The sequence below is a fragment of the Cellulomonas sp. Root137 genome (assembly GCF_001426725.1).
Lineage (GTDB): Bacteria > Actinomycetota > Actinomycetes > Actinomycetales > Cellulomonadaceae > Cellulomonas.
Genome location: NZ_LMFG01000005.1, coordinates 75,484 through 100,786, shown reverse-complemented (window position 1 = coordinate 100,786; position 25,303 = coordinate 75,484). Strand labels below are relative to the sequence as shown.

The 25,303-nt window shown below is 73.3% G+C and carries 31 protein-coding genes; 17 read left to right on the top strand and 14 right to left on the bottom strand.

Annotated features, from left to right (window positions below; translation table 11 throughout):
* Positions 1–88 precede the first annotated feature (88 nt).
* The 3 genes from ASD18_RS20095 to ASD18_RS20085 are packed head-to-tail and all read left to right on the top strand — an operon-like array spanning position 89 to position 2,718.
* Positions 89–1,453, top strand: coding sequence for a ferric reductase-like transmembrane domain-containing protein (locus ASD18_RS20095; RefSeq protein WP_056096794.1), 1,365 nt, complete (start codon positions 89–91; stop codon positions 1,451–1,453).
* On the top strand, positions 1,450–1,986 hold the full coding sequence (locus ASD18_RS20090; protein WP_056096791.1) for an FMN-binding protein: 537 nt from the start codon (positions 1,450–1,452) through the stop codon (positions 1,984–1,986). The genes ASD18_RS20095 and ASD18_RS20090 overlap by 4 nt, the downstream gene beginning before the upstream one ends.
* 3 nt (positions 1,987–1,989) lie before the next feature.
* Positions 1,990–2,718, top strand: coding sequence for an FAD:protein FMN transferase (locus tag ASD18_RS20085; RefSeq protein WP_156388117.1), 729 nt, complete (start codon positions 1,990–1,992; stop codon positions 2,716–2,718).
* Here the strand turns inward: ASD18_RS20085 and ASD18_RS20080 are convergent.
* Entirely contained in the window at positions 2,690–3,919 is a 1,230-nt protein-coding gene (locus tag ASD18_RS20080) for a sensor histidine kinase KdpD (protein ID WP_056096788.1), read from the bottom strand. The genes ASD18_RS20085 and ASD18_RS20080 overlap by 29 nt on opposite strands.
* Entirely contained in the window at positions 3,916–4,581 is a 666-nt protein-coding gene (locus ASD18_RS20075) for a response regulator transcription factor (RefSeq protein WP_200938655.1), read from the bottom strand. The genes ASD18_RS20080 and ASD18_RS20075 overlap by 4 nt, the downstream gene beginning before the upstream one ends.
* 85 nt (positions 4,582–4,666) lie before the next feature.
* Between ASD18_RS20075 and ASD18_RS20070 the strand changes: the two genes are divergently transcribed.
* Positions 4,667–5,302, top strand: coding sequence for a hypothetical protein (locus tag ASD18_RS20070; RefSeq protein ID WP_156388116.1), 636 nt, complete (start codon positions 4,667–4,669; stop codon positions 5,300–5,302).
* Positions 5,303–5,308: 6 nt separating this feature from the next.
* Here the strand turns inward: ASD18_RS20070 and ASD18_RS20065 are convergent, their stop codons facing one another.
* The gene (locus tag ASD18_RS20065; RefSeq protein ID WP_056096781.1) at positions 5,309–6,178 is read right to left on the bottom strand and encodes a hypothetical protein; all 870 of its coding nucleotides are present in this window, start codon (positions 6,176–6,178) and stop codon (positions 5,309–5,311) included.
* Between the two features lie 35 nt (positions 6,179–6,213).
* On the opposite strand from ASD18_RS20065, the gene ASD18_RS20060 reads away from it, so the two are divergent.
* The 3 genes from ASD18_RS20060 (at position 6,214) to ASD18_RS20050 (ending at position 8,603) form a co-directional block, all read left to right on the top strand.
* Positions 6,214–6,600, top strand: coding sequence for a DUF1304 domain-containing protein (locus ASD18_RS20060; RefSeq protein ID WP_056096777.1), 387 nt, complete (start codon positions 6,214–6,216; stop codon positions 6,598–6,600).
* 73 nt (positions 6,601–6,673) lie between these two features.
* Positions 6,674–7,228, top strand: a complete 555-nt coding sequence (locus ASD18_RS20055) for an RNA polymerase sigma factor (RefSeq protein ID WP_056096775.1) — start codon at positions 6,674–6,676, stop codon at positions 7,226–7,228.
* Positions 7,218–8,603, top strand: coding sequence for a hypothetical protein (locus ASD18_RS20050; RefSeq protein ID WP_056096773.1), 1,386 nt, complete (start codon positions 7,218–7,220; stop codon positions 8,601–8,603). The genes ASD18_RS20055 and ASD18_RS20050 overlap by 11 nt, the downstream gene beginning before the upstream one ends.
* Here ASD18_RS20050 and ASD18_RS20045 read toward each other — a convergent pair.
* On the bottom strand, positions 8,588–9,652 hold the full coding sequence (locus ASD18_RS20045) for a heparan-alpha-glucosaminide N-acetyltransferase domain-containing protein (protein WP_056096770.1): 1,065 nt from the start codon (positions 9,650–9,652) through the stop codon (positions 8,588–8,590). The two genes, ASD18_RS20050 and ASD18_RS20045, sit on opposite strands and share 16 nt — an antisense overlap.
* Before the next feature lie 92 nt (positions 9,653–9,744).
* Between ASD18_RS20045 and ASD18_RS20040 the strand changes: the two genes are divergently transcribed.
* From ASD18_RS20040 to ASD18_RS20025, 4 genes are all read left to right on the top strand, one after another.
* Positions 9,745–10,566, top strand: coding sequence for a methyltransferase domain-containing protein (locus tag ASD18_RS20040; protein ID WP_056096767.1), 822 nt, complete (start codon positions 9,745–9,747; stop codon positions 10,564–10,566).
* Between the two features lie 14 nt (positions 10,567–10,580).
* On the top strand, positions 10,581–11,366 hold the full coding sequence (locus ASD18_RS20035; protein ID WP_056096764.1) for a fumarylacetoacetate hydrolase family protein: 786 nt from the start codon (positions 10,581–10,583) through the stop codon (positions 11,364–11,366).
* 75 nt (positions 11,367–11,441) lie between these two features.
* Entirely contained in the window at positions 11,442–12,938 is a 1,497-nt protein-coding gene (gltX, locus tag ASD18_RS20030; RefSeq protein ID WP_056096762.1) for a glutamate--tRNA ligase, read from the top strand.
* Complete coding sequence (locus ASD18_RS20025) at positions 12,938–13,675, top strand: HAD family hydrolase (RefSeq protein WP_056096759.1); 738 nt, start codon at positions 12,938–12,940, stop codon at positions 13,673–13,675. The genes gltX and ASD18_RS20025 overlap by 1 nt, the downstream gene beginning before the upstream one ends.
* Here the strand turns inward: ASD18_RS20025 and ASD18_RS20020 are convergent.
* The 7 genes from ASD18_RS20020 to ASD18_RS19990 are packed head-to-tail and all read right to left on the bottom strand — an operon-like array spanning position 13,672 to position 19,243.
* Positions 13,672–14,145, bottom strand: coding sequence for a hypothetical protein (locus ASD18_RS20020; RefSeq protein WP_056096754.1), 474 nt, complete (start codon positions 14,143–14,145; stop codon positions 13,672–13,674). The genes ASD18_RS20025 and ASD18_RS20020 overlap by 4 nt on opposite strands.
* 14 nt (positions 14,146–14,159) lie before the next feature.
* The gene (locus ASD18_RS20015) at positions 14,160–14,900 is read right to left on the bottom strand and encodes a class I SAM-dependent methyltransferase (protein WP_056096751.1); all 741 of its coding nucleotides are present in this window, start codon (positions 14,898–14,900) and stop codon (positions 14,160–14,162) included.
* 28 nt (positions 14,901–14,928) lie between these two features.
* The gene (hisN, locus tag ASD18_RS20010; protein WP_056096748.1) at positions 14,929–15,732 is read right to left on the bottom strand and encodes a histidinol-phosphatase; all 804 of its coding nucleotides are present in this window, start codon (positions 15,730–15,732) and stop codon (positions 14,929–14,931) included.
* 31 nt (positions 15,733–15,763) lie between these two features.
* Positions 15,764–16,840 carry a ribosome small subunit-dependent GTPase A gene (gene rsgA / locus ASD18_RS20005; protein WP_056096745.1) on the bottom strand — a complete coding sequence of 359 codons (1,077 nt, stop codon included), beginning with the start codon at positions 16,838–16,840 and terminating at the stop codon, positions 15,764–15,766.
* On the bottom strand, positions 16,840–18,120 hold the full coding sequence (gene aroA, locus ASD18_RS20000; RefSeq protein ID WP_056096743.1) for a 3-phosphoshikimate 1-carboxyvinyltransferase: 1,281 nt from the start codon (positions 18,118–18,120) through the stop codon (positions 16,840–16,842). The genes rsgA and aroA overlap by 1 nt, the downstream gene beginning before the upstream one ends.
* A gap of 53 nt (positions 18,121–18,173) precedes the next feature.
* On the bottom strand, positions 18,174–18,686 hold the full coding sequence (locus ASD18_RS19995) for a hypothetical protein (protein WP_056096740.1): 513 nt from the start codon (positions 18,684–18,686) through the stop codon (positions 18,174–18,176).
* Positions 18,687–18,697: 11 nt separating this feature from the next.
* Positions 18,698–19,243 (bottom strand): ferritin, encoded by a 546-nt coding sequence (locus ASD18_RS19990; RefSeq protein ID WP_056096737.1) that lies wholly within the window; start codon positions 19,241–19,243, stop codon positions 18,698–18,700.
* A gap of 174 nt (positions 19,244–19,417) precedes the next feature.
* Here ASD18_RS19990 and ASD18_RS19985 point away from each other — a divergent pair, with 174 nt between their 5' ends.
* A complete protein-coding gene (locus ASD18_RS19985; RefSeq protein WP_304438226.1) occupies positions 19,418–20,122 on the top strand; it encodes a sigma-70 family RNA polymerase sigma factor in 705 nt (234 codons plus the stop codon).
* The gene (rsrA, locus tag ASD18_RS19980) at positions 20,119–20,391 is read left to right on the top strand and encodes a mycothiol system anti-sigma-R factor (protein WP_056096731.1); all 273 of its coding nucleotides are present in this window, start codon (positions 20,119–20,121) and stop codon (positions 20,389–20,391) included. The genes ASD18_RS19985 and rsrA overlap by 4 nt, the downstream gene beginning before the upstream one ends.
* 71 nt (positions 20,392–20,462) lie before the next feature.
* Here the strand turns inward: rsrA and ASD18_RS21880 are convergent, their stop codons facing one another.
* On the bottom strand, positions 20,463–20,537 hold the full coding sequence (locus ASD18_RS21880; RefSeq protein WP_155859599.1) for a 50S ribosomal protein bL37: 75 nt from the start codon (positions 20,535–20,537) through the stop codon (positions 20,463–20,465).
* Positions 20,538–20,643: 106 nt separating this feature from the next.
* Here ASD18_RS21880 and ASD18_RS19975 point away from each other — a divergent pair, with 106 nt between their 5' ends.
* From ASD18_RS19975 to ASD18_RS19965, 3 genes are all read left to right on the top strand, one after another.
* On the top strand, positions 20,644–21,732 hold the full coding sequence (locus tag ASD18_RS19975; RefSeq protein WP_056097073.1) for a type IV pilus twitching motility protein PilT: 1,089 nt from the start codon (positions 20,644–20,646) through the stop codon (positions 21,730–21,732).
* A gap of 147 nt (positions 21,733–21,879) precedes the next feature.
* Positions 21,880–22,695: a DUF4097 family beta strand repeat-containing protein gene (locus tag ASD18_RS19970; RefSeq protein ID WP_056097070.1), complete on the top strand. Its 816-nt coding sequence runs from the start codon at positions 21,880–21,882 to the stop codon at positions 22,693–22,695.
* Positions 22,695–23,309 (top strand): PadR family transcriptional regulator, encoded by a 615-nt coding sequence (locus ASD18_RS19965; RefSeq protein WP_082574333.1) that lies wholly within the window; start codon positions 22,695–22,697, stop codon positions 23,307–23,309. Before ASD18_RS19970 ends, ASD18_RS19965 begins: the two co-directional genes overlap by 1 nt.
* Positions 23,310–23,329: 20 nt before the next feature.
* Here ASD18_RS19965 and ASD18_RS19960 read toward each other — a convergent pair whose 3' ends face one another.
* Together ASD18_RS19960 and ASD18_RS21125 are read right to left on the bottom strand one after the other, a co-directional pair.
* Entirely contained in the window at positions 23,330–23,929 is a 600-nt protein-coding gene (locus ASD18_RS19960) for a GDSL-type esterase/lipase family protein (RefSeq protein WP_056096722.1), read from the bottom strand.
* A gap of 117 nt (positions 23,930–24,046) precedes the next feature.
* Positions 24,047–24,217: a hypothetical protein gene (locus ASD18_RS21125; RefSeq protein WP_156388115.1), complete on the bottom strand. Its 171-nt coding sequence runs from the start codon at positions 24,215–24,217 to the stop codon at positions 24,047–24,049.
* A gap of 93 nt (positions 24,218–24,310) precedes the next feature.
* Here ASD18_RS21125 and ASD18_RS19955 point away from each other — a divergent pair, with 93 nt between their 5' ends.
* On the top strand, positions 24,311–25,267 hold the full coding sequence (locus ASD18_RS19955; protein ID WP_056096720.1) for a GlxA family transcriptional regulator: 957 nt from the start codon (positions 24,311–24,313) through the stop codon (positions 25,265–25,267).
* The last annotated feature ends 36 nt before the right edge of the window (positions 25,268–25,303 follow it).

Genomic DNA, 25,303 nt, shown 5'->3' with positions numbered 1-25,303 from the left:
CGGAGCCCTCCTCCGTCGCGGGCCACCGCACAGGGTGCGGACAGGTAGCTCCGAGAATCCTCTGAGAACCCCCGCCCAGACTCGACTCATGACCACGACCACCTGGGAGGCGCCGCCCCTGGCGCCGATCGCCCAGCCGCGACCGACCCGCACCCGCAGCGGCGTCCTGCCGACGCTCTGGCTCGGCGTCGTCGCGGTGCTGCTGTTCTGGTGGACGGGCACGCCCACGGCCACCGGCACGTCGCCCGGCGGCGCGCTCATGTCGCTCGGCGAGCTGGCGGGCCTGCTCGCCTCCTACCTGGTCTGTGCGCAGCTGCTGCTCATCGGCAGGGTGCCGTGGTTCGAGCGGGGCATCGGGTTCGACCGGCTCGTCGCCTGGCACCGGTCGCTCGGCACCTCCGTGGTGCTGCTGGTGCTCACCCACGTGGCCCTGATGATCCTCGGCGGGTCGCTGCTGGACGGTCTGAGCGTGTGGTCCGAGGTGCCTTCCGTGCTGGCGACGCAGCCGTACCTGTGGCCCGCGCTGATCGGCACGGTCCTGTTCCTCGCCGTGGGGGTGTCCAGCGCCCGGTTGGCCCGCCGGCACCTCTCCTACGAGGTCTGGTTCGCGGTGCACCTGACGATCTACGTCGGGATCTTCCTCGCGTTCGCCCACCAGGTGGCCGGTGGCACGCACTTCGTCGACTCGCCGGTCGCCCGCGGGCTCTGGGTCCTGCTCTACGCCGGCACCGCCGCGGCGCTGCTGACCTGGCGCGTGGTGCTGCCCCTGCTGTCGCACCGCCGGTACGGCCTGCGGGTCTCCGCGGTGGTGCCCGAGGCGAACGGGCTGGCCAGCGTGTGGGTGCACGGCCGCGGGCTGTCGCGCCTGGAGGCACGCGGCGGCCAGTTCTTCCTGGTCCGCTTCCTCACCCCGGGGCACCGCGCGACCGCGCACCCGTACTCGCTCTCCCTGGCGCCGACCGACGAGCACCTCCGGTTCACCATCGGGGCGCTCGGGGACCACTCGACCGCGGTGGCGGACCTCCGGCCGGGCACGAAGGTGCTGGTCGAGGGGCCGTTCGGGCACTTCACCGCGGACCGGGCGACCTCCGACCGGGTGCTCCTGGTGGCCGGTGGCGCCGGGATCGGGCCCGTGCGCGCGCTCGCCGAGGAGCTGCTGGCACAGGGCCGCCAGCTCGTCGTCCTGCACCGGGCGCGTGACGCGGCCGGGCTGGCGCTCGCGGCCGAGTTCACGCCGTCACCGAGCCTCACGTACCTGCCGGTCCCCGGGCGGCGCGCCCAGCTGGGTCACGACCCGCTCGACCCGCAGCACCTCGGGTGGCTGGTCCCCGACATCGCGTCGCGCGACGTGTTCGTGTGCGGCCCACCCGCGATGGTCGACGCCGTCGCCCGCTCAGCGCGCGCCCTGGGCGTGCCCCGGTCCGCCATCCACCGAGAGGAGCTCGACTCATGACCACACCACGCTGGCGCGGCACCCTGATCTACGTGGGGTCGCTGGCCGCCATGGGTGCGGCGGGCCTGACCAAGTTCGCTGTCCTGGCGCCGCCGGCCACCGTCGCGGAGTCGAGCACCGACGGGACGTCGTCGTCGACCTCGTCGTCCGACGACGCGGAGTCCGGCGACACCGACGACTCCGCGGCGGCAGGCACCGGACAGTCCGGGTCGACCACCGACCCCGCGACGAGCACCGACACCGGGTCGACGACCAGCGACACCGTCACGATCGTCGGCTCCTCGGTGCAGACCCGGTACGGCCCCGTGCAGGTGTCGGTGACGTTCGCGGCGGGCCAGATCACCGACGTGCAGGCGCTGCAGGTCCCCGGGGGCCACCACGAGAGCGTGCAGATCAACGCGCGCGCGACGCCGATCCTCGCGCAGGAGGTCGTCGACGCGCAGTCGGCGCAGATCGACACGGTCTCGGGCGCCACCTACACGTCGGAGGCGTACGCCGAGTCCGTGCAGTCCGCCATCGACCAACAGGGCTGACCCGTGCGCCACCTGGAGCTGGTGATGGGGATCCCGATGTCGGTGGACGTCCGGGACGCGGTGGATGAGCAGGTCGAGAGGGCGGCTGTCCGGGACGCGTTCGACCGGATGCACGACGCCGACCGACGGTTCAGCCGGTACCTGCCGGACAGCGAGGTGAGCCGCTACGACGGCGGGGGAGCCAGCAGCGACCTGCGCGAGGTCCTCGGCATCGCGGAGCGCTTCGGCGAGCTCTCCGGCGGCGCCTTCTCCGTCCGACGACCGGACGGCTCCCTCGACACGGACGGGGTGGTCAAGGGCTGGGCGGCCCAGCGGGCGGCGGACACCCTCACCGCGGCCGGGCTGACGACGTTCTGCCTGAACGCGGGCGGGGACGTCGTGGTCCGCGGCGAGCCCGAGGGGAGTCGCGGCTGGAACGTCGGCGTGCGTGACCCGTCCGACCCGCGGTCGTTCCTCACGGTGCTCGAGGTGCGCGACGGGGCCGTGGCGACCTCCGGCACCTACGAGCGCGGTGAGCACGTCTGGGACGGCCGCACGGGGCAGGTGGCGACCGGGCTGCGCTCGGCGACCGTCGTCGCCGCCGACCTCACCACCGCCGACGTCCTGGCCACCTGCGTCCTGGCCCTCGGTCCCGACGGGATCGCGTGGGCCTCGCAGCACGGCGCGGCGGCGGTGCTCGCCGTGGACGCCGACGGCGAGCTGCTCACCTCGCTGCAGGCAGCTCCAGCGTGATGGCGGCCCCGGGCCGGCCGTCCTCGCGCGCGGCCGCCGTCACGGTGCCGCCGTGCTGCGCCGCCACCTCCGCGACGAGCGCGAGCCCGATGCCGTAGTGCCGCCGCGTGCCGTCCGCGTCGTCGTCGCGGTGCGACGCGAATCGACGGAACACCTCGGCGCTCTCGGGCGGCATCCCGGGTCCGTCGTCGCGGACCTGGATCACCACGCGCGCGTCCCGGGTGCTCACGTGCACCTCGACGCTGCTGCGGGCGTGGTCGATCGCGTTGTCGACGAGCGCCGTGACGGCACGGCGGACCGACACCGGCGAGGCCAGCGCGACGGCGTGGTCCGCTCCCTGACGCTCGATCCCGACGCTCCGCTCCGCCGCCGTGGCCCGGGCCGCGTCGACCACCTCGTGCGCCAGCTCCGCGGCGTCGACGGGCACCGCGTCCACCGAGCGCGCGTCGGCGGCCAGCAGCATGTCGTCCAGGACCGCCGTGAGCGCCGCGGCGTCGGCGAGCAGCCCGTCGACGTCGTGCTGCACGCGGTCGGGCGGGGCGGTGCCCCAGTCGGCGGTCATGTGGCGGTCCAGCAGCTGCGCCCGGGTGGACAGCAGGGTCAGCGGGGTGCGCAGCTCGTGGCTGGCGTCCGCGACGAACCGCCGCTGCAGGCTCAGGGCCGCGACCATCGGCTGCACGGCCCGGCGGGTCAGCCACACGGCGCCGAGCCCCGCCAGGACCACCCCGACCGCGCCCGCCGCCAGGAGCGCGAGCACGAGCCGCGCGAGCTCCTCGCGGGCCTCCGACGGATCCAGCGCGGCCTGGACGACCGTGCCGTCGTGGCTGCCCGTGAGCACGCGGACCGTGCCCGCCTCGGTGGGTGCGGTCGTCCAGACCTCGTCGCCCGACCGCGCGACCTGACGCATCGTGTCGAGGTCCGGGAGGCTCTCTGGCAGGTCCTCGGAGGTGGAGAGGCCGCGCGGGGACGCGACCGCGACCCACATGCCGGGCGGAGCGTCGTGGGCGTCGTCGATCGAGCGCACCGCACCCTCGAGCTGCGCACGCCCCGACTCGGCCTGGGCCCGGACGACCACCAGGAGCACCGCGGCGCCGACGACGAGCAGGCACCCCAGGACGAGCAGCGCGGTCTGCAGGCCGAGCCGTCGGGCCGTGCGACGCAGCGCCTCGCGCTCGGCGCCGGTGGTGGGCTCCGTGGTCATCCGGCACCCAGCCGGTACCCCGCACCGCGCACGGTCGCGACGACGGACCGACCCAGCTTGCGGCGCAGGTAGTAGACGTAGGTGTCGACCACGCCGTCGTCCTCGGCGTCCGTGAACACCCGGTCGAGGATCTCGGCGCGGCTGAACACCTGCCGGGGGTGCCGGGCGAGCAGCTCCAGCAGGGAGCACTCCCGCTCCGACAGGTCCACCGCGGAGCCGGAGGTGGTCGTGACCTGCCGGGTGTCCACGTCGAGCGTGCCGTCCGGCACCTGCAGCGACCCCACGTGCTCGCGGGTCCGGCGCCGCAGCGCTCGCAGGCGTGCCGCCAGCTCGTCGACGTCGAACGGCTTGCTCATGTAGTCCTCGGCGCCCGCGTCGAGCCCGGCCACGCGGTCGGCGGGGTTGCCGAGCGCCGAGAGCACCAGGGCGGGCGTCACGACGCCCTTGGACCGCAGCCGGCCCAGCAGGTCCAGGCCCTCGATGGCGGGCAGTCCGCGGTCGAGGACGATCACGTCGTAGGTCCGCGTCAGGCCGAGGTGCAGACCGCGCTGACCGTCCCGCGCGACGTCGACGTCGTAGCCCTCGCCGACGAGGATCTGCTCGAGCATCGAGGCGAGCTGCCGATCGTCCTCGACGAGGAGCAGCTGCGCGGGTCCGGGCATCGTGTCCTCCCTGCTCGGCACGTGCTCGCATCGTACGGTGGCTGTGCCGGCTCCGAGCGTCGGGGTCGACGACGCGAGGAGAGCCATGACCGCACGTCGGCGCCACATCGCGGGGCTGGTCGTCTGCGCGAGCCTGCTGCTGGCGTCGTGCGCGGACGGCGGGCCGACGACGCCCTCAGCGACGGAGACGACGACGACCTCACCGGGTCCGAGCGCCACCCCCACCAGCACGCCGCCGGCGCCCACGGCCACCGAGTCGGAGGAGCCCGTGCCCTTCCCGGCCGACCTGGAGCTGGACGAGCAGCCGTCGTCGGGGGACGTGGCGCTGACGCTGACGGACGTGGCCACCGGGGAGCACGAGGGCTACGACCGCGTCGTCTTCCGCTTCGACGGGACCGGCACGCCCGGCTGGATGGTGCGCTACACGGACGTGGCGACCGACGACCCGGCAGACGCCGTGCTCGACGTCGCGGGCGACGGCACGCTGCAGGTGGTCCTGCTGGGGGTGCAGATCCCCGACACGACGGGCATCCCCGAGTGGAGCGGCACCAACCCGATCCTCACTCCCGGGTACACCACGCTGCGCGAGGTGAACGTGCGCGGTCAGTTCGAGGGGCAGGAGCTCGCGTTCCTCGGCGTCGACACGCCCGACCACCCGTTCCGCGTCTTCGCGCTCACCGACCCCACCCGCGTGGTGGTCGACGTGCGGCACGACCGCTGACGTCCGTCAGGCGGGGAGCGCCTCGCACACGGTGACGAGCCGCGCCCGCAGCGCGTTGCCGCGCTCGGCGAACTCGCGCTGCCGCGCGACGTAGTGCGCCTTGCCCTCGGGCGTCTCGATGGTCACCGGGTCGAGGCCGTACGTCGTCACGTCGTACGGGGACGCCTGCATGTCGAGCGTGCGGATGTCGCGCGCCAGCTCGAAGCAGTCGAGCAGCAGGTCGCCGGGCACCGCCGGGCCCAGCTTCGTGGCCCACTTGTAGACGTCCATCCCCGCGTGCAGGCAGCCGGGCTGCTCCATCGCGGTCATCGAGTCGCGCGTCGGCCGGAGCGTGTTGCGGTCGACCGCCTGCGGCGTGAAGAACCGGTAGGCGTCGAAGTGCGTGCAGCGGATCTTGTGGGCCTCGACGACGGCGTCGGTGCTGGCCGACCCGAGCCGCAGGGGGAGCGGGTGGCGGTGCTCGTCGCCCTCCCGGTACACCATCGCCCACTCGTGCAGGCCGAAGCAGCCCGTGAGCGCCGGGCGACCGAGCGTGGCGGTCAGCAGGCCGTGGACGAACCGGACGGCCTCCCCGCGGTCGGCCACGAACGCGTCGGCGTCGAGCGTCACGGTGCCGTCGTCCGACGTCCGGTACCAGCGCCAGTCGGCGTGCGGGGCGGGGTTCTGCAGCCTGACACCGACCCCGGGGTGCCATCGGCGCAGGACGGCAGGCGTGACGGGGTAGTACTCGAACAGGAAGTCCTCGATCGCGTGCTTCTGCTGGCGTGACCGGCGCTCGCGACGAGCGGCTGTGAACGCGTCGGCCCGCTCGGCGTGCGCGGCCGCGAGCGACTGCCAGGTGGCGGCGTCGAGCGCGGGCGCGGCGGTCAGGGGCATGCCACCAGGGTAGGCGAGCCTGCCAGACTGCCCACGTGATCATCGCCGCATCGGTCTTCGCCGTCCTCGCCGCCCTCCTGCACGTCCTGTTCTTCGCGTACGAGTCGGTGCTCTTCGAGCGGCCCGACGTCCACGCGCGGTTCAGGACGCGCACCGAGGACGTCCCCGCGGTGAAGCCCTGGGCCTACAACCAGGGCTTCTACAACCTGTTCCTCGCGATCGGCGCGCTCGTCGGGGCCGGGATCGCCCTTGCAGGCGAGGAGACGGTCGGTCTCGCGCTGATCCTGCTGGCCTGCGGGTCGATGCTCGCCGCCGCCCTGGTGCTCGTCGCGACGAACCGCGCCATGGCTCGTGCCGCGGCGACGCAGGGCACGTTCCCGCTGCTCGCCGTGGTGCTCTCGGTGGCTGCCCTCCTCGCCTAGCAACCTCGACCCCAACGCCGTCCGGGTCGACAGGCGTTATGGGTTCAGGAGACGCGGACAGGGAGCGTGGTGCGTGAGCAGACGGTGGGAGGACCTGCTGGAGCAGGTCGCGCGCGAGCGCTATCAGCGCCTCGTCGCGCACGCGACGCTCGTGTCCGCGTCGCCGTCGGACGCCCAGGACCTGGTGCAGGAAGCGCTGATCGCCGCGTTCTCCGGTCGCGCGCGGTTCGGGTCGGTCGAGCAGGCCGAGGCGTACGTCCGCCGGGCCATCGCGTCGAGGGCGATCGACTCGGGACGCCGCAAGACACGGGAGGCACGCCTTCTGGCACGTGCGGCGGCCCAGACTCCTGTGGTCGTCCACGACGACGACCGGCTGCCCGGCGCGGACGTCGTCCGGGCACTCGGCACCCTCAGCCCGCGGGAGCGCGCGTGCGTGGTCCTGCGGCAGATGGAGGACCTGTCCGTCACCGAGACCGCGTCCGTCCTCGGTCTGTCCGAGGGAGCGGTCAAGCGCTACACGTCCGACGGGCTCGCGCGGCTGAACGCCCAGCTCGGCAGCACGGCCGACGCGACGGAGCGGATCCCCGTCACCCAGCTGACTCCGACGGAGGTGCGTCGTGACCGATGACCTGCACGCCCTGCTGGCTCGGGCGTCCGACGAGATCGAGGGCGCTGCGCCGGCGCTGGACGGCGTCCGGCTGGGCGCGGTCCGGTCGGCGGCGCGTCGCCGCCGGGTCGCGCGGCGGACGGCCGAGTCGTTCGCGGGCGTCGGCGTGGTGGGCGTGCTGGGCGTGGGTCTGTGGTTCGGGCTGGGCCGGCAGTCGCCGGAGCCGGTGGTGCCCGTGGTGACCCCGACGGTCACGCCGACGCCCACCCCGACGCCGAGCCCGACTCCCACGACGGCCCCGACGCCGACCGGGCCGGTGACCCGGGCGGAGTCGATCGACGACGCCACCGTGATCGCGCGGCTGAGCGCCCCGAGGACGGGGGAGGTGTGGCAGACGCCGACGCCGGCGCCGGACATGACCCAGCTGCGGCAGTTCGACGAGGACACATCACCGGTCTTCCTCGTGGGCAGTCGCGGCGCGTCGTCGATCTACCTGACGACGCACGAGCAGCTCGGCACGTGGTTCGTCAGCGGGCTCTACGAGGTCGACGCACAGGGCGCCCGGCTGATCGCGTGCCCGAGCGCGCGCGCCACCGACCCATGCGCCTCCGAGGTGAACATCTCCCTGCCCCCGGGGGTCGTGCGGGACGAGGAGACGTTCTACGACACCTTGACGCTGCCGACGTCGATCGACGTGGGAGACGACTTCCGGGTGACGACGACGAGCACCGTCGGGTCCCCCTTCTACACGTCCTCGCTCTACGGCGACGCCGATCCGCTCATGGACGACACGTTCGAGCACCGGGTCCTGCGCGAGCCCGGCCCGGTCGCGCTCGCGGTCCGGGTGCGGGAGTCGTCGGTGCCGGGACTGACCAACCTCACCTACGGGATCCTGACGCCGTTGGGCACGTTCCTCCGGCTCCGACCGGGCGACGTCCCGGGCGGGGACTTCACGGCGATCCGCTGGGACGACGGCGTCGCGCGTGGAGCACCGGACCCCGCGGACGAGTACGACGACCCGGACGTGACCCTGGCGCCCGGCGGGCAGAGCTGCGTCGCGACGACGTACTCGCAGGAGGACGCGCACGTGGCCGCGGACTGGCGCGCTGCGGGGACGACGCCCGACGGGCACCGGGTCTACGTGCCGGTGGCCGGCGGGAACCCGGTCTCGCGGGCGGTGCGGGCGTGGCACGAGGACAACTCGTCGACCCTCGCGCCCGAGGGTGTGCAGGGCGACGAGTACGGGGCCGTGCACGGCGCCGCAGCGGGCTACCCGTACACCACCGACGCGGCGTTCCTCGAGGCGAACGCGCTGTTCGCCCTGCAGGGTCCGGCCGGCGAGTGGCTGCTGGGCATGCGGTCCGACGCCGCCAACGTCGTCTACGAGTGCGCCTGACCGGCGCGGTCCGTGTCGGAGCGCGGCGGTGACGGCGGGAGGTCGTCCGGGGCGATGTCGGCGGCCCTCGTCGAGACGCGATGCAGGACCCACTCGAAGGGGCCGCGCCCGACCGAGACGGCCCAGAGCCAGCACAGCGCCGTGGTCGTGAGGACGAACGCGAGCCACACCTCGAGGGTCGCCTGGTAGACGACGCCCTGCCCGAGGGCGGCGATGACCACGATGTGCACCGTGTACGCGGTGAGCGCCAGCGCGCCGACGGCCGCGAGCGGGGCGAGCACCCGGGGCCACCGGTCGGCGACCACGAGGCAGCCGGCGATGACCAGCAGGGCGACACCGACGTTGCCGACCACCTCGAACGTCGTCGACGAGTGCGGCTCGGTCGTCGCCAGCGCCTCGGGCCAGCCCAGGACGTGCATCGCCACCCACGAGCCGCCGTGCCCGACGACCACCAGGCCGACGCCGACGAGCGCTCCGACACCTCGCAGCCGGGTCGAGCGCAGGTCGCTGCGCCCCACGGCGAGCCCGACCAGGAGGTACGCCGTCCACACGATCGCCGGGTAGTAGTGGCCGACCGTGATCTGGGCGAGCACCGTCGGCCGCGCACCCTCGAGGCTCGCCGCGATGCCCTGGCCGAGCGGGGGTCCGACGACGGCGACGACCCCCGCCGCGGTGAGCAGGGCCGCCCGGGACCAGCGCAGCGCGACGCACCCGATCGCGAACAGGAGCCCGTAGGTCGGCAGGATCACCACGACCGGCGTCGCGAGCAGGATCAGGAGCTCCCCGAGGGCGAACAGGAGCAGCGCCCGGACCAGGATCCGCACCCGCGCCTGCACGAGCCGGGTACCGACGACGGGTGCGGAGCTGCCCGAGAGCAGGGCGAGCGAGACGCCCGCCAGCACCACGAACAGGGCCGCGGGTCGCCCGTCGGCGAGCTGCGAGAAGCCGCCGGGCGGGACCGGTCCGTGGTCGTCGGGACCCACGTGCGCGGTCATCATGCCCAGGACGGCGAGGCCCCGGGCGACGTCGATCCCCACGATGCGGCGCATGGACGGATGCTAGCGAGCCCCGGAATCTCGCATGTCGAAACGGTTCGTCCCGGTTATTGAACTGTTGGGCTCTCGGGTGATTACCCTCAGATGTGAACTCCCCGACGCACCCCGACGTGTACACCCACGGGCACCACGAGTCCGTGCTGCGCTCGCACCGCTGGCGCACCGCCGAGAACTCCGCCGCGTACCTGCTGCCGGCCCTCGTCCCCGGGACGCGTCTGCTCGACGTGGGGTGCGGTCCGGGCTCGGTGACCATCGACCTGGCGGCGCGGCTCGAGCCCGGCGCGGTCGTCGGCGTCGACTCCTCCGCGGCCGTCGTCGAGATCGCCCAGAAGGCCGCGGCGGACGCGGGCGCGGACAACGTGACGTTCCAGGTGGCCGACGCCTACGGCCTGCCGTTCGAGGACGACGCGTTCGACGTCGTGCACGCCCACCAGGTGCTCCAGCACCTCACCGACCCGATCGCCGCGCTGCGGGAGATGCGTCGCGTGACCCGGCCCGGCGGCATCGTCGCGCTCCGCGACGCCGACTACTCCGGCATGACCTGGTACCCGGAGTCGCAGGGGCTGGACGAGTGGCTCGCGCTCTACCACGAGGTCACGCAGGCCAACGAGGCCGACGCCAACGCCGGTCGCAAGTTGCTGTCCTGGGTCCGCGAGGCCGGCTTCGACCCGGCAGGGATCGTGCCCAGCGCCGGGGTCTGGTGCTACGCCACGCCGGAGGACCGCACGTGGTGGGCCGGGCTGTGGGCGGACCGCTCCGTGGCCTCGAACTTCGCCGCGCAGGCCATCGCCCACGGGCTGGCCGACGAGGTCGGCCTCGAGCTGCTGGCCGACGCCTGGCGCGAGTGGGGCACGCAGCCCGACGGCTGGTTCGCGGTGCTGCACGGCGAGGTGCTCGCTCGCGCCTGAACTAGGGTTGAGACGTGCGCATCGCAAGGTTCACCACCGGGGGAGACCCCCGCTACGCCCTGATCGACGGAGCACCCGGCTCCGAGGAGCTCGTGGTCATCACGGGAGACCCGCTCTACACGCCGGTGCAGCCCACGGGCGAGCAGATCCGGCTCGACGACGACAGCGTCCGCCTGCTGGCGCCGGTCATCCCACGCTCCAAGATCATCGGGGTGGGCCGCAACTACGCCGCGCACGCCGCCGAGATGGGCAACGAGCTCCCGCCCGCCCCGCTGCTGTTCCTCAAGCCCAACACCTCGGTGATCGGCCCCGACGACCCGATCGTCCTGCCCGACTGGACCGAGCATGTCGAGCACGAGGCCGAGCTGGCCATCGTGATCGGCAAGGTCACCAAGGACGTCGCACCGGACCGTGCCCTCGACCACGTGTTCGGCTACACCGTGGCCAACGACGTCACCGCGCGCGACGTGCAGAAGGCCGACCCGCAGTGGACGCGGGCCAAGGGCTTCGACGGCTCCTGCCCGATCGGTCCCTGGATCGTGCCCGGGCTCGACGTCGACGACCTGTACGTCCGCGCCCGCGTCAACGGCGAGACCAAGCAGGACGGCCGCACGTCGCAGATGATCTTCGACGCCGCCTACCTCGTCTCGTACGTGTCCGAGGTGTTCACGCTCCTGCCCGGTGACCTCATCCTCACCGGCACACCGGCCGGCGTGAGCCCGATCGTGGACCGGGACATCGTGGAGGTCGAGGTCGAGGACATCGGGGTGCTGCGCAACCCGGTGCTGCGCCGCCACTGACTCTCCACGCCGGCTGCGGCGGAAAGACGAGCGTGCTGCGCAACCCCGTGCTGCGCCGCCACTAACCTTGAGGCCGTGACTTCTCCCACCAGCTCTGCTGTGCGTGTCCGCTTCTGCCCCTCGCCCACCGGGACGCCGCACGTCGGCCTCATCCGCACGGCGCTGTTCAACTGGGCGTACGCGCGCCACACGGGCGGCACCTTCGTGTTCCGCATCGAGGACACGGACGCGGCGCGCGACTCGCAGGAGTCGTACCTGCAGCTGCTGGACGCCCTGCGCTGGCTCGGCCTGGACTGGGACGAGGGCGTCGAGGTCGGCGGCCCCCACGAGCCGTACCGGCAGTCGCAGCGGATGGACCTGTACGCGGACGTCGCCCGCCGACTTGTCGAGGGCGGCCACGCGTACGAGTCGTTCTCCACGCCGGAGGAGATCGAGTCCCGCCACAAGGCGGCCGGCCGGGACCCGAAGCTCGGCTACGACGGTGTGGACCGCGACCTGACCGACGAGCAGAAGGCCGCGTTCCGGGCCGAGGGCCGCGAGCCGGTCCTGCGCCTGCGGATGCCCGACGCGGACCTGTCCTTCGACGACCTGGTGCGCGGCGAGGTGACGTTCAAGGCGGGCTCGGTGCCGGACTTCGTCATCGTCCGCGCCAACGGCCAGCCCCTGTACACGCTGGTCAACCCGGTGGACGACGCCCTCATGGGCATCACGCACGTGCTGCGCGGCGAGGACCTGCTGTCGTCGACGCCGCGGCAGATCGCGCTCTACCAGGCGCTGCAGTCGATCGGCGTCGGCTCCGGCGCGCCGGTGTTCGGGCACCTGCCGTCGGTGCTGGGCGAGGGCAACAAGAAGCTGTCCAAGCGTGACCCCGAGTCCAACCTCTTCCTGCACCGCGACCGCGGCTTCACGCCCGAGGGCCTGCTCAACTACCTGGCGCTGCTCGGCTGGTCGATCGGCCCGGACCGCGACATCTTCTCGATGGAGGAGATGACGGCCGCGTTCGACGCCGCGGACGTCAACCCCAACCCGGCGCGGTTCGACGTGAAGAAGGCCGAGGCGATCAATTCCGCGCACGTGCGGCTGCTGGCGCCCGAGGACTTCCGCGACCGGCTGGTGCCGTACCTGCACCGGGCCGGCCTGGTGCCCACCGACTCGTACGCGGACCTCTCGCCGGAGCACCGTGCCCTCCTCGACGCGGGCGCGCCCCTCATCCAGGAGCGCATCACGTTGCTGGGTGAGGCCGAGGGCATGCTCGGGTTCCTGTTCGTCGCGGACGACGCCCTCGAGATCGCCGACGACGCCCGCGGTGCCCTGCGCGAGGAGTCCCCGGCCGTCCTCGACGCCGCCGCGGCCGCGCTCGGGGCCCTCGCGGAGTTCACGACGACCAGCACCCAGGAGGCTCTGCAGGCGGCGCTGGTGGACGGGCTCGGCATCAAGCCGCGCTTCGCGTTCACCCCGCTGCGCGTCGCACTGTCCGGACGTCGTGTGTCCCCGCCCCTGTTCGAGTCGATGGAGATCCTGGGCAAGGAGTCCACGCTCGCGCGGATCGCCGCCCTGCGCACCACCCTGTGATGCGCGTCGACGGGGTCCTCTTCGACATCGACGACACGCTGGTCGACACGCGCGGTGCGTTCGGCCACGCGCTGTCCGGCGTCGCCCGCCGCTACCTGCCCGACCTGCCCGCGGACCGGCACGCCGAGCTGGTGACGGTGTGGCGTGCGGACGTCGGCGGCCACTACGCGGCGTACACGCGCGGCGAGGTCGGCTACACCGAGCAGCGGATGGCCCGCGCCAACGAGCTGCACGAGCGCTTCGGCGGGCCGGCGCTCGACGCCGACGGCTTCGCGCGCTGGGACGAGACGTTCGAGGCCGAGTTCTCGGGTGCGTGGTCGGCGCACCCGGACGTGGACGCGGTCGTGGACCGCCTGCTCGAGGCCGGCCTCGCCGTCGGCGCCCTGTCCAACGCGGCGGTCTCGTACCAGACGCGCAAGCTCGACCGCACGGCTCTGCTGGAGCGCGTGCCGATGCTGGTCGGAGTCGACACCCTCGGCTTCGGGAAGCCCGACCCGCGCGTGTTCGTCGAGGCGTGCCGCCGGCTCGGCACCGACCCGACGAGGACGGCGTACGTCGGCGACGAGCTCGACGTCGACGCCCGGGCGGCGGTCGCGGCCGGTCTGGTGGGCGTCTGGCTGGACCGTCCGGGCGAGAGGCGGCTCCCGGTGTCGCCGGACGATCTCGCAGTCGCGCGGCAGGCCGGTGTGCGGGTCGTCGCGTCGCTCGCCGAGCTCCCGCGCGTGCTCGGGATCTAGGCGTACGGCGCGGTCGTGCTCCACACCAGGCGCGGCTTTCCCGGCATGGTCAGGAGCCATCCCTTGAAGCTCGACCGTGCGGCTTCGAGCACCGAGCCATCGGGCAGGCGCACGCGGTAGTGGGTCTGGCCGCGGCCGGTGCCCACCTCGACGGCGCCCGTGACCGCAGCGTCGACCACTGCTTTCACCGTCGCGACGCCCGCCGTCGTCCGTGGAAGCTCCCACGGCTCGCACCCGTGGATGCCGGCGACGAGGAAGTCGTCGAACTGCTCCCAGCTCACCCCGACCGCGCCGACCGCGTAGGGCGTGATCCACGCTCCGCTCGCCGGCCGGGGTGCCTCGTCCAGCACGAGCTCGACCGTGGCGACGCCGAACAGCCGCGACACCAGGTCCGCGCACAGTGCGCCGACCTGCGCGGTCACCTGGTCGTCGGGGAGCACGATGCCAGGGCGGCGTTCGAAGAGGGGCACGCGGAGATCATGGCCTACCGCAGCAACGCTCGGTAGCACTCGGTCCGGTACGGCACCTCGATCCACTCGCGTCCACGCAGGTCCGGGTGGGTGGCGACCAGCTCGTCGACCGCGTCCAGCAGCTCGTCGCGCTCGTCGGCGGGCAGCAGGATCAGGTGGCTGCGGCTGGCGGCGAGGGTGCGCAGGTCCGCGGCGCGCAGGCGCTGGGTCCAGGGGAACGTGGCGTGCTCCGGCTCGGTGAACGCGTCGCCCAGCACCGGGTCGCGGTAGCTGGTGTCGAGGCTGTCCCCGCGGTGCACGATCTCCGTCCAGCGCGCCACCCAGTCGGTGTCCTGGTCGCGCACGTTCCAGATCGGGGCCACGGAGCCGCCCGGGCGCAGGACACGGGCGATCTCGGCTGAGGCCGCGGGCGGATCCACCCAGTGCCACGCCTGCGCGATGGTGACGGCGTCCACGGACGCGTCCGGCAGGCCGAGGTGCTCGGCCGTCCCGGGCAGCGCCTCGACGTCCGGCAGCGCGGCCGTCAGCTCCGCCCGCATCGCGTCCGACGGCTCCACCGCGACGACGCGCCACCCCAGCGCGACGAGCCGCTCGGTGAGCTTGCCGGTCCCGGCGGCGAGGTCGAGGACGTCCCGGGCGGTCCGGGGGACCGCCCATCGGACGGCCTCGTCCGGGTAGCCGGGCCGGGTGGCCTGGTAGACGGTCGCGGCTCGGTCGAACGAGGCGGCGCGGTCGTCGCGGTCGTCGGTGCTCATGCCACCGATCGTGCCGCGACAGGCGGGGTCACGCCTCCGGCAGCGGGTCCAGGTACTCGAGGGCCGCCTGGTGGAGCCGTCCGTTGGACACCAGCGCGGACCCGCCGAACGGCCCGGGCACCCCGCGGATCGAGGTGAACGTGCCGCCGGCCTCGGTGACGATGGGGACCAGGGCCGCCATGTCGTGCAGCGACAGCTCCGGCTCCGCCGACAGGTCCACCGCGCCCTCCGCGACGAGCACGTGCGACCAGAAGTCGCCGTACGCGCGGGTGCGCCAGGTCCGCCGGGTCAGGTTCAGGAACGCGTCGAGCTGCCCGCGCTCCTCCCAGCCGCTCAGCGACGAGTAGGACAGCGAGGCGTCCTCGAGCCGGTCGACCTGGGACACGTGCAGCTGGCTGGCGGCGGCCAGGGACTTCCCGGTCCACGCGCCGTTGCCCTGCGCCGCCCACCAGCGCCGGCCGAGCGCGGGTGCGCTGACGAGCCCGACGACGACCTGGTCGCCGTCCAGCAGCCCGATGAGCGTGGCCCACACCGGCACCCCGCGGACGAAGTTCTTGGTCCCGTCGATCGGGTCGATGACCCAGCGCCGCGGCCCGTGGCCGGTGTCGCCCATCTCCTCGCCGTGCACCGCGTCCCGCGGCCGCGCCCGGGACAGCTGCCCGCGGACGATCTCCTCGGCGGACTTGTCGGCGTCGGTGACCGGAGTCAGATCGGGCTTCGTCTCCACCCGCAGGTCCTGCGACTTGAACCGCGCCATGGTGATCGAGTCGACCTGGTCCGCGATCACGTGGGCGAGGCGCAGGTCGTCGTCGTACCCGGGTCGCAGGCTCATGCCCGACACGGTAGTGGTTCGTCGGTGCACGTCAGGGACGTGCGGGCTCCCGGTTGTCCGGTTCGCCGCTGCCGAGCCGGCTGGCCAGGAGGCGACGGAAGGACTCGACGCGGGCCGCCCGGGCTGCGCGGGTCACGTCGTCGGGGGAGGCATCGACCCACTCGTCGAGCGCGCAGTCCGGGGCGTCGTCCGCGTGCGTGCACCCGCGCGGACACTCCTCGGCCACCTCCGCGAGGTCCGCGAATGCGCCCAGCAGGTGCTGCGGATCCACGTGCGCGAGCCCGAACGACCGCACCCCCGGGGTGTCGATGACCCACGTGGGTGTGGAGGTCCCCGGCACGCGCAGCGCCACCGCGGAGCTCGACGTGTGCCGCCCGCGGCCCGTGACGTCGTTCACGACGCCCACCGCGCGGTAGGTGCCCGGCACCAGAGCGTTCACCAGCGTCGACTTGCCGACGCCGGAGTGCCCGACCAGCACGGAGGTCTTGCCCTCCAGGGCCGCGCGCACGTCGTCGAGCCCGTGGATGATCCGGCCGCCGACGGACTTCTCCGCGCTGGTCACCACCACCTCGACCCCGATCGGCGCGTACATCCCGACCAGCTCCGCCGGATCCGCCAGGTCCGCCTTGGTCAGGGCCAGCAGGGCGTCCATGCGTGCGTCGTAGGCCGCGGCGACGCAGCGGTCGATCATGCGCGTGCGGGGCTCGGGATCGGCCAGCGCGGTGACGATCACCAGCTGGTCCGCGTTCGCGACGATGATCCGCTCGATCGGGTCGGTGTCGTCCGCGGTCCGGCGCAGGACCGTCCGGCGCTCACCGATCCGCACGATCCGGGACAGGGAGCCGTCGTCGCCGGACGTGTCACCGACGATGTCCACCCGGTCACCCGGCACCACTCGGTCGCGGCCGAGCTCCCGGGCCTTCATCGCGATCGCCACGCGCTCGTCGGGACCGTCGGGGTCGACGAGGATCGCGTAGCGCCCGCGGTCGACGGCGGTGACCAGGGCCACCTCGGCGTCGGCGTGCTCGGGACGCTGCTTGGTCCGCGGGCGCGAGCCGCGACCGGGACGGATGCGGACGTCCCGCTCGTCGTAGCGCCGGGCTCCCATCAGGCCAGCACGGCCGATCCGAGCATGCCGCCCCAGAGCCCCACGAAGTCGGGGAGCGTCTTGGCGGTCGTCGCGACGTCCTCGACCTCCACGCCCGGGACCCGCAGCCCGATCAGCGCGCCCGCGGTGGCCATCCGGTGGTCCTCGTAGGTGTGCCAGGTGCCGCCCGACAGCGGGCGTGGGGTGATGACCAGCCCGTCCGACGTCTGCTCCGCCTGGCCGCCCAGCCGGGTGATCTCGGCGGCCAGCGCGGCGAGCCGGTCGGTCTCGTGCCCGCGCAGGTGGGCGATGCCCCGCAGCCGCGTGGGGGAGTCGGCCAGCGTGGCGAGCCCGGCGATGGTCGGCGCGATCTCGCCGGCCGCGTGCAGGTCCAGGTCGACGCCGCGGATCACGCCGGTGCCGGTGACGCTCAGCACGTCACCGTCGAGCCGCGTGGTGGCGCCCATCCGCTCGAGGATCCCCGGCAGCAGGCCCCCCGGCTGCGTCGTCTGCGTCGGCCAGCCCGGCACGCGCACGGTCCCGCCGGCCACGAGGGCCGCGCACAGGAACGGCGCTGCGTTGGACAGGTCCGGCTCCACGCGCACGTCGCGCCCGGCGATCGGACCCGGCGCCACCTGCCAGATCGCGGGGCGGGAGTCGTCCACGTGCACCCCGGCCTCGCGCAGCAGGGCGACGGTCATCTCGATGTGCGGCAGGCTCGGCAGCGTCCGGCCGGTGTGCCGCAGGGTCAGCCCGCGCTCGAACCGCGCGGCGGCGAGCAGCAGCCCGGAGACGAACTGGCTGGACGCGGACGCGTCCACGTCGACCTGACCCCCGAGCACGGAGCCGTGGCCGTGCACGGTGAACGGCAGGTGCCCGGCCTCGCCGTGCTCCTCGACGCGCACGCCCAGGGTGCGCAGCGCCGTGAGCACGGGGCCCATCGGCCGGGCCAGCGCGGAGTCGTCGCCGTCGAACCGGACCGGGCCGTCCGCGAGTGCCGCGACGGCGGGCAGGAACCGCATGACCGTCCCCGCGAGCCCGCAGTGCACGGCGGTCGACCCCTGGACCGGGCCGGGCGTGACCACCCAGTCGCTGCCGTCCTCGTCGATCCGCGCGCCCAGGCTGGCGAGCGCGGCCGCCATCAGACGCGTGTCGCGGGACCGCAGCGCACCGCGCAGGCGGCCGGTGGAGCCGGCGAGCGCGGCGAGGACCAGGTAGCGGTTGGTCAGCGACTTGGAGCCGGGCACCTCGACGAGCGCGTCCAGCGGGGCGTCGGCGAGCGGTGCGGTCCACAGGTCCATGGCACCCAGGCTATCCGGGGTGCCGACGAGCGCTGTGAGCGTCTCAGGCCCTCTCAGTCGGACGCCTTCGCCGCCGCGTGCTCGCTGCGGGCCTTCTGCACGCGCCAGCTGATCCCGGGACGGCCCTCGAGGTCGACCCCGGCGATCAGGGCGCCGCCCGTGAACGCGAGAGCGCGCACGAGCTTGTCCCGGCGGGCGCGCCGCAGCAGCGGGTCCTCGCCCTTGACGCGCTTGGTCGGCAGGTTGAGCAGGACGAGCGGAGCCGTCAGCGCCGCGAGCGCGAGCGCGGCCGTGCGCGGAGCCTTGCCGACCGCGAGCAGCACCCCGGCCGCGGCCAGCGCGGCACCGTGCGCCTGGACGATCGTGGTCAGCTGACGGTCGCTGAGCTCACGTCCCAGCACCTCGCCCGCAGGGCCGTTCAGCGCGGGCTCGGGGAGCCGGCGGCGCAGCGTCGTCAGCGCCCCGCGGGCGTCGGCCGCGTGCGCGGCGGGGTGCCGGACGACGTCGAGGCCCTCGGTGACGAACCACGAGGCGAACAGGGGACGCGCGATTCGGCGCAGCAGCACGGCAGCTCCTCCTACAGGGCGCCGCCGGCGGCGGACGGCGCGTCGGCGGACTCGCCACCGTCGCCGATCTGCTCGCGGGCGACGTAGTTCTCGAGGTCGAACAGGTTGTCGCCGGCACGCGTGGCGACCGTGAGCAGCGTGGTCGCGGAGGCGACCTCCTCCACCTGCTCCTTGAGGAACCAGAGCAGGAACTGCTCGCCCAGGGCGTCGCCCTCCGCGCGGGCAGCCGCGAAGATCGCCTCGATCTGCGAGGTGACCTGCTTCTCCTGCTGGAGCGCCAGGCCGATCGGCTCGGTGACCTGGGTGAAGTCGTTGCGCACGGGGCTGCCGGCGGGGATCGCCACCGGGAGGTCCCGGTCCAGCAGGTACTGCACGATCATCAGGGCGTGGTTGCGCTCCTCGATCGCCTGCCGGTAGTAGTGCCGCGCCAGCTGGGGGAGGTCCTGCCCGTCGAACCACACGGCGATCGCCACGTACTGCTGGTGGGCGTCGAACTCGTGGCCGATCTGCTCGCGGAGCAGGCGCAGGAAGGTGGAGTCCGCGGCGGTCGTCGTCATGCCGCCAACCTAGTGCGCGGTCCGGTGGTTGGCACGGGTGGGAATGGCGCGCGTCTCCGTGCCGTTGTGCCCACCATGACCTGCTCTACCGACACGCGACCTGCGACGGCGCCCGTGACCGGGTGGGCGATCGGTGTCCCCGTAGACACCATTCCCGCCCAGAGGTCCGCGCAGATGCAGTCCGCCGGGGTGAATGTGGCGTGGCCCACCCCGGTCGGTGGTCCTCAGACTCCGGGACTAGGCTCGTCCGCGATGAGCGAGGACACGAACCGCGCGCCCGAGTCCGAGGGCGACGCTGCACGGACCGAGAGGTTCGAGGCCGAGGCGCTGGTCTACCTGGACCAGCTCTACGGTGCTGCCCTGCGGATGACGCGCAACCCGGCCGACGCCGAGGACCTGGTGCAGGAGACGTTCGCCAAGGCGTTCGCCGCGTTCCACCAGTACCGCCCGGGCACCAACCTCAAGGCGTGGCTGTACCGCATCCTCACCAACACGTACATCAACTCGTACCGCAAGAAGCAGCGCGAGCCGCAGCAGTCACGCTCCGAGGAGATCGAGGACTGGCAGCTGGCCCGCGCCGAGTCGCACACGTCGAGGGGCCTTCGGTCTGCCGAGGCCGAGGCGCTCGACCACCTCCCGGACTCCGACGTCAAGGACGCGCTGCAGCGCCTGCCGGAGGAGTTCCGGATCGCGGTGTACCTCGCCGACGTCGAGGGCTTCGCGTACAAGGAGATCGCCGAGATCATGGGGACGCCGATCGGGACGGTGATGTCCCGGTTGCACCGCGGCCGCGCACAGCTGCGCGACCTGCTGTCGGACTACGCCCGCGGGCGTGGCCTGGTCGCGGTGGCCCCCACCGTGCCGGAGGGCGAACGATGAACGAGAGTGACCTGTCGGCAGGCAACTGCGGCAACAACTGCGCGGACGCGCTCGACCGGCTGTGGGAGTACCTGGACGCCGAGCTCGGGGCGCCCGACGCCGAGACGGTCCGGGCGCACCTGGCCGAGTGCGAGGGCTGCCTCGAGGAGTACGACGTCGACGTCGTGGTGAAGACGATCGTGAAGCGCGGCTGCCAGGAGGCGGCCCCGGAGCACCTGCGGCTGAAGATCCACGAGCAGCTCACCGTCATGCGGGTCACGCTCGACTGAGCGTCCGCAGAGAGACGAAGGCCCGGTGCAGCGATGCTGCCCGGGCCTTCTGACTACCTGTCTGCCAACGCTCAGGCGTTGGGACGGTTGCCGTGGTTCGCTGCGCTGCCCTTGCGGGAGCGGCGCTTGCGGCCTCGCTTGCTCATGGGATCTCCTCGGTTGACGGCGCCCGTGCTGCACGCCGGACTCGCTCCATGGTCCCACATCTCACGTGCCCTCAAGTGCGCGGCCCTCGCGTCCGATATCCAGAGCGTGAGCCACCCGACACAGTCCGTGATCCCGTTCCTGCACGCCCTCGCGAGCACGGGCGGATCCGACCTGCACTGCAAGGTCGGTTCCGCGCCCCGCGTGCGCGTCGACGGCCGGCTGCGCAAGCTGCAGGTCCCCGACCTCAAGCCGGCGGACACCGAGCGCATGCTCGAGGAGGTCCTGCCCGACGACCTGGTGGACACCTTCCGCGAGCACAAGGAGGCCGACTTCGCGTACTCCGTGTCCGGCGTCGGGCGGTTCCGCGTCAACGCCTACCAGGCGCGCGGCACGTACGGCCTGGTCTTTCGCCGGGTGGCCGTCGGCGCCCAGGCGCTGGCCGAGCTGTCCCTGCCCGAGGTCATCGGCGAGCTGGCGCTGGAGCCCCGCGGGCTCGTGCTGGTGACCGGTCCGACCGGCTCCGGCAAGACGACGACCCTGGCGTCGATGGTCGACCTCATCAACACGCTGCGCGAGGTCAACATCGTCACCATCGAGGACCCGATCGAGATCCTGCACCAGGACAAGAAGTCGATCGTGTCCCAGCGCGAGGTGCGCCAGGACACGGCCGACTTCACGGTCGCGCTGCGCGCCGCGATGCGTCAGGACCCGGACGTGATCCTGGTCGGCGAGATGCGTGACGTCGAGACCGTCCGCGCGGCCCTGTCCGCCGCCGAGACCGGCCACCTGGTCCTGTCCACGCTGCACACCATCGACGCGGCCGAGACCATCAACCGCATCATCGACTTCTTCCCGCCGCACGAGCAGAAGCAGGTCCGCATCGCGCTGGCCCAGGCGCTGCGCGGGATCGTGTCCCAGCGCCTGGTGCGGCTGGCCAACGGCACCGGCCGTCGTCCGGCCATCGAGGTCATGGTCAACACCGGCCGCACCCGCGACGCGATCCTGGACCCGGAGGACGCCCCGCCCCTGATCGACCTGATCCGGGAGGGCGACTTCTACAAGATGCAGACGTTCGACCAGCACCTGTTCCAGCTGGTCCGCGACGACATCATCACCTACGACGAGGCGCTCTCGGCGTCGACCAGCCCGCACGACCTCACGGTCGAGCTGCGGCAGGCCGGCCTCGTGTCCTGAACCCTCCACTCGACGAGCCCGTGACCCGTGTGGTCACGGGCTCGTCTTGTCGTGCGGAAGACGCGATATGACTCGAGATCTTGCGGCGACGCCCAACGCGATATAACGTGTCTGTCGGAACGAGATATATCGCGAATGGAGAGCATCATGGCAAGCGAGTCCTGGGTCGTCGCCGGCCCGCAGATCATCGAGATCGAGTCCGTCACGGACCTCCGGGTGCAGCTGGTGGGCGGCCGTGTCGACGTCGTCGCGCACGACGGGCCCGGCGCGCGGATCGAGGTGCACGACGTCGACGGGCGGCCCCTGGAGGTCAGCCTGTCCGACGGAGAGCTCCGGGTCGGCTACCAGTTCACGCTGGGCGGCTGGGACGGGTTCCTGGAGAAGTTCCGGAACTTCCGCGGCAAGGACCGTGCGGACGTGCACATCGCGATCCCGCGGGGCATCCGTGCCAAGGTCGGCACCGTGAGCGCCGACGGCCTGCTCGCCGGCGTGGCGGAGGACGCCTCGGTGTCCACCGTCTCGGGCACGCTCATCACCGACGGCACCGTCGGCCGCCTGGGTGCCAACACCGTCTCGGGCGAGATCGTCGTGCGCAACCACCGTGGCGACCTCAAGCTCAACTCGGTCTCGGGCGAGCTCGCGGCCTCGGGGGAGCTGAGCCTCGTCCAGGCCAACTCGGTGTCCGGCTCGCTGACCCTGGACGTGACGTCCGGGACCTCGAGCGTGACGGCGACGACGGTCTCCGGCGACGTCACGGTCCGCCTGCCCGCGGGCAAGGGCGTCCAGGTGAAGGGCCAGTCCGTCTCCGGGCGGCTCGTCGTGGACGGCGAGGAGTACAAGGGCACGTCACCGGGGCACCGGAAGGTCGACCTCCGCACGGGCGACGGCGCCTGCTTCGTCTCGTCGACCACCGTCTCCGGGCATCTCACGGTGCTGCGCGGCGCAGGGACCGGGGTCGCGTGATGATGGCGCCCGTCTTCGCGCACGGACAGCTGCGCCTCTACCTGCTGTCGCTCCTGGAGAGCGGCCCCAAGCACGGCTACGAGCTCATCACGGCGCTCTCGGACCGCTTCGGGGGCACCTACCGGCCGAGCCCCGGCACGGTCTACCCCCGGCTCGCCCGCCTCGAGGAGGAGGGCCTGGTCCAGCGGGTCGACGAGGAGCGCAAGAGCACGTACGCGCTCACCGAAGCCGGCTATGCCGAGCTCAACGCGCGTCGTGCCGAGCTGGGCCACCTCGAGGAGGGGATCGCGGAGTCGGTCCGGGAGCGTGCCGCCCAGGTGCGCGAGGACGTGCGGGGGTCCATGCGCGGCCTGCGCGCCGACCTCGCCGCGGCCGCCCAGCAGGCCCGCGCCGCGGCCGTCCCGCACCCCACGACCGACGTGCCGGACGACTCGCGGCTCGCGTCGCACGTCCGGTCCAAGGACGCCGAGGCGATGATCCAGCGGTTCCGCGACGAGATCCGCGCCGACCTGCGCCGGGCCGACGCGCGCGGAGCAGTCGAGCAGCTCACGCTCGACACCCTGCGGACGGTGCTGGACTCCGCGCTGACCGCCGTGCGTGGCACGCTGAGATGACGCTCTGGGTCCGCTGGCTGTCAGGCGCCGTCGTCGGGCAGGCCGAGCCAGGAGTGCCAGCCGGTGTGCAGGACCAGCCAGGCCATCAGGCCGTACCCGGCCTGTCCTGGCAGGATCCCGTCGCCTGCGGCGAGGTCGCCCAGCCACTGGTCGTGGGCGGCCAGGGGCGTGTACATGTCGACGAAGGGCACCCGACGCCGGGTCGCCACATCCGCGTACGCGGCTGAGAGGTCGGCCAGCTTGTCCGCGTCGGCGGTGCCGCCCGGGGGTGGGCCGACGACGAACGCGGGGATCCGCCGCTGGTCCGCGACGTCGAGGATGTTGGCGAGGTTGAGCCGGCTGCGCGCGAGCGAGAGGCCGGCGGCGACGTCCGCCCGGCCGAGCGCGACGACGAGCCGGTTGTCGGCCTCGGGGGACAGGCGACGAGTGACCTCCTCGTCCCACCGGGCGCCCAGGGCGGTGCTCGTCTCGCCGGGGACCGCGAGCGTCAGCACGGTGAGCGGCTCCGGGGTGGGGGTCCTGGCGGTCACGCGCCCGACCCAGCCGAGCCCCTTGGGGTCGCCCGCGCCGGCCACGAGCTCGTCGCCGACCACCGCCAGCCTCAGCGGCAGCTCGCCCACACGCCTCACCTCTCGCCGTCCGACCCGTCGTGCGACGGCCGTCGCCGCACAGTGTCTCAGGCGGCGGCAGCGCCCGCCGGTTCATCGGCGGGCCTGTCGCGAGCGGGGGGGAGGGTGTCAGGCGCTGCGGTACGGGTGGCTCGGCAGGCCGGACGTCATGTCCGACCAGTCGGCGTGGGAGGCGGGCGGCGTGCTGCTGCCCAGGCCGTCGCGCCGGAGCGCGACGACCAGACGGGCGACCAGCCAGGCCGCGCTGGCGAGTGCGAGGACGATCCATACGGTGGTCATGGCAGAAAGTCTCCGCCCGGGCAGAACGCGCCACGAGTGGCAGAACTGACGCCTACCGTTGACATTCCGCCACTCCGTGCCGATGCTGGCGACATGCTCCGATCCGTGGCCGCCATCGCCCTGCCGAACGTCGCCCCCTTCGAGCTCGGGGTCGCCTGCGAGGTCTTCGGCATCGACCGCCGCGACACCGGCGGGCCGGCGTTCGACTTCACCATCTGCGGCATCGAACCCGGCATCGTGCCGACGAAGGGGGCCGGGTACTCCATCGTCGTGGAGCACGGCCTGGAGGCCACGCGCGACGTCGACCTCGTGATCGTCCCTGCCTACGGGGACACCGACGACGTGCCCGAGGTGGTGCTCGACGCCCTGCGGGCGGCGCACGAGCGCGGTGCCTGGGTGCTCAGCATCTGCAGCGGGTCGTTCGCGCTCGGCTACGCCGGCCTGCTCGACGGACGCCAGTGCACGACGCACTGGATGTACACCGAGGAGATGAGCCGGAGGTTCCCGCAGGCGCGGCTCAACCCCGCCGTCCTCTACGTCGACGACGAGCACGTCATCACCAGCGCCGGCACGGCCGCCGGCATCGACGCCTGCCTGCACCTGGTCCGCCGCGAGCTCGGCGCCGCGGCGGCGTCGGCGATCGCCCGTCGGATGGTCGTCCCCCCGCACCGTGACGGCGGACAGGCGCAGTACGTCGACACCCCGCTGCCCTGCGACGCCGACACGCTGGCCCCGCTGCTCGCGTGGATGATGGAGAACCTCGAGGAGGAGCTCAGCGTGCCGGACCTGGCCGCCCGCGCGTTCGTCTCCGAGCGGACGTTCGCCCGCCGGTTCCGGGCCGAGACGGGGACGACGCCCGCCGCGTGGGTCACCCGGCAGCGCGTGGTCCGGGCGCAGGAGATGCTCGAACGCTCCGACGCGAGCATCGAGGAGATCGCCCGGCTGTGCGGGTTCGGCACCGCCGCGGTGCTCCGGCACCACTTCGCCCGGACGCTCGGCACCAGCCCGCAGGCGTACCGCCGCACGTTCGCCCCCGCACCGGTCGGCTGAGACGACGAGAGCCGCACCCCGGCGGGGGTGCGGCTC

Coding starts and splice junctions, on each gene's coding strand:
- ASD18_RS20080 (WP_056096788.1), bottom strand. CDS start 3,919: ATGACCACGGAGCCCACCACCGGCGCCGAGCGCGAGGCGCTGCGTCGC.
- ASD18_RS19965 (WP_082574333.1), top strand. CDS start 22,695: ATGATGGCGCCCGTCTTCGCGCACGGACAGCTGCGCCTCTACCTGCTG.
- ASD18_RS19990 (WP_056096737.1), bottom strand. CDS start 19,243: ATGACGACGACCGCCGCGGACTCCACCTTCCTGCGCCTGCTCCGCGAG.
- ASD18_RS20090 (WP_056096791.1), top strand. CDS start 1,450: ATGACCACACCACGCTGGCGCGGCACCCTGATCTACGTGGGGTCGCTG.
- ASD18_RS20015 (WP_056096751.1), bottom strand. CDS start 14,900: ATGAGCACCGACGACCGCGACGACCGCGCCGCCTCGTTCGACCGAGCC.
- ASD18_RS19970 (WP_056097070.1), top strand. CDS start 21,880: ATGGCAAGCGAGTCCTGGGTCGTCGCCGGCCCGCAGATCATCGAGATC.
- rsgA (WP_056096745.1), bottom strand. CDS start 16,840: ATGGGAGCCCGGCGCTACGACGAGCGGGACGTCCGCATCCGTCCCGGT.
- rsrA (WP_056096731.1), top strand. CDS start 20,119: ATGAACGAGAGTGACCTGTCGGCAGGCAACTGCGGCAACAACTGCGCG.
- ASD18_RS20075 (WP_200938655.1), bottom strand. CDS start 4,581: ATGCCCGGACCCGCGCAGCTGCTCCTCGTCGAGGACGATCGGCAGCTC.
- hisN (WP_056096748.1), bottom strand. CDS start 15,732: ATGAGCCTGCGACCCGGGTACGACGACGACCTGCGCCTCGCCCACGTG.
- aroA (WP_056096743.1), bottom strand. CDS start 18,120: ATGGACCTGTGGACCGCACCGCTCGCCGACGCCCCGCTGGACGCGCTC.
- ASD18_RS20025 (WP_056096759.1), top strand. CDS start 12,938: ATGCGCGTCGACGGGGTCCTCTTCGACATCGACGACACGCTGGTCGAC.
- ASD18_RS21125 (WP_156388115.1), bottom strand. CDS start 24,217: ATGACCACCGTATGGATCGTCCTCGCACTCGCCAGCGCGGCCTGGCTG.
- ASD18_RS20045 (WP_056096770.1), bottom strand. CDS start 9,652: ATGCGCCGCATCGTGGGGATCGACGTCGCCCGGGGCCTCGCCGTCCTG.
- ASD18_RS19985 (WP_304438226.1), top strand. CDS start 19,418: ATGCAGTCCGCCGGGGTGAATGTGGCGTGGCCCACCCCGGTCGGTGGT.
- ASD18_RS19955 (WP_056096720.1), top strand. CDS start 24,311: ATGCTCCGATCCGTGGCCGCCATCGCCCTGCCGAACGTCGCCCCCTTC.
- ASD18_RS20095 (WP_056096794.1), top strand. CDS start 89: ATGACCACGACCACCTGGGAGGCGCCGCCCCTGGCGCCGATCGCCCAG.
- ASD18_RS20065 (WP_056096781.1), bottom strand. CDS start 6,178: ATGCCCCTGACCGCCGCGCCCGCGCTCGACGCCGCCACCTGGCAGTCG.
- ASD18_RS20070 (WP_156388116.1), top strand. CDS start 4,667: ATGACCGCACGTCGGCGCCACATCGCGGGGCTGGTCGTCTGCGCGAGC.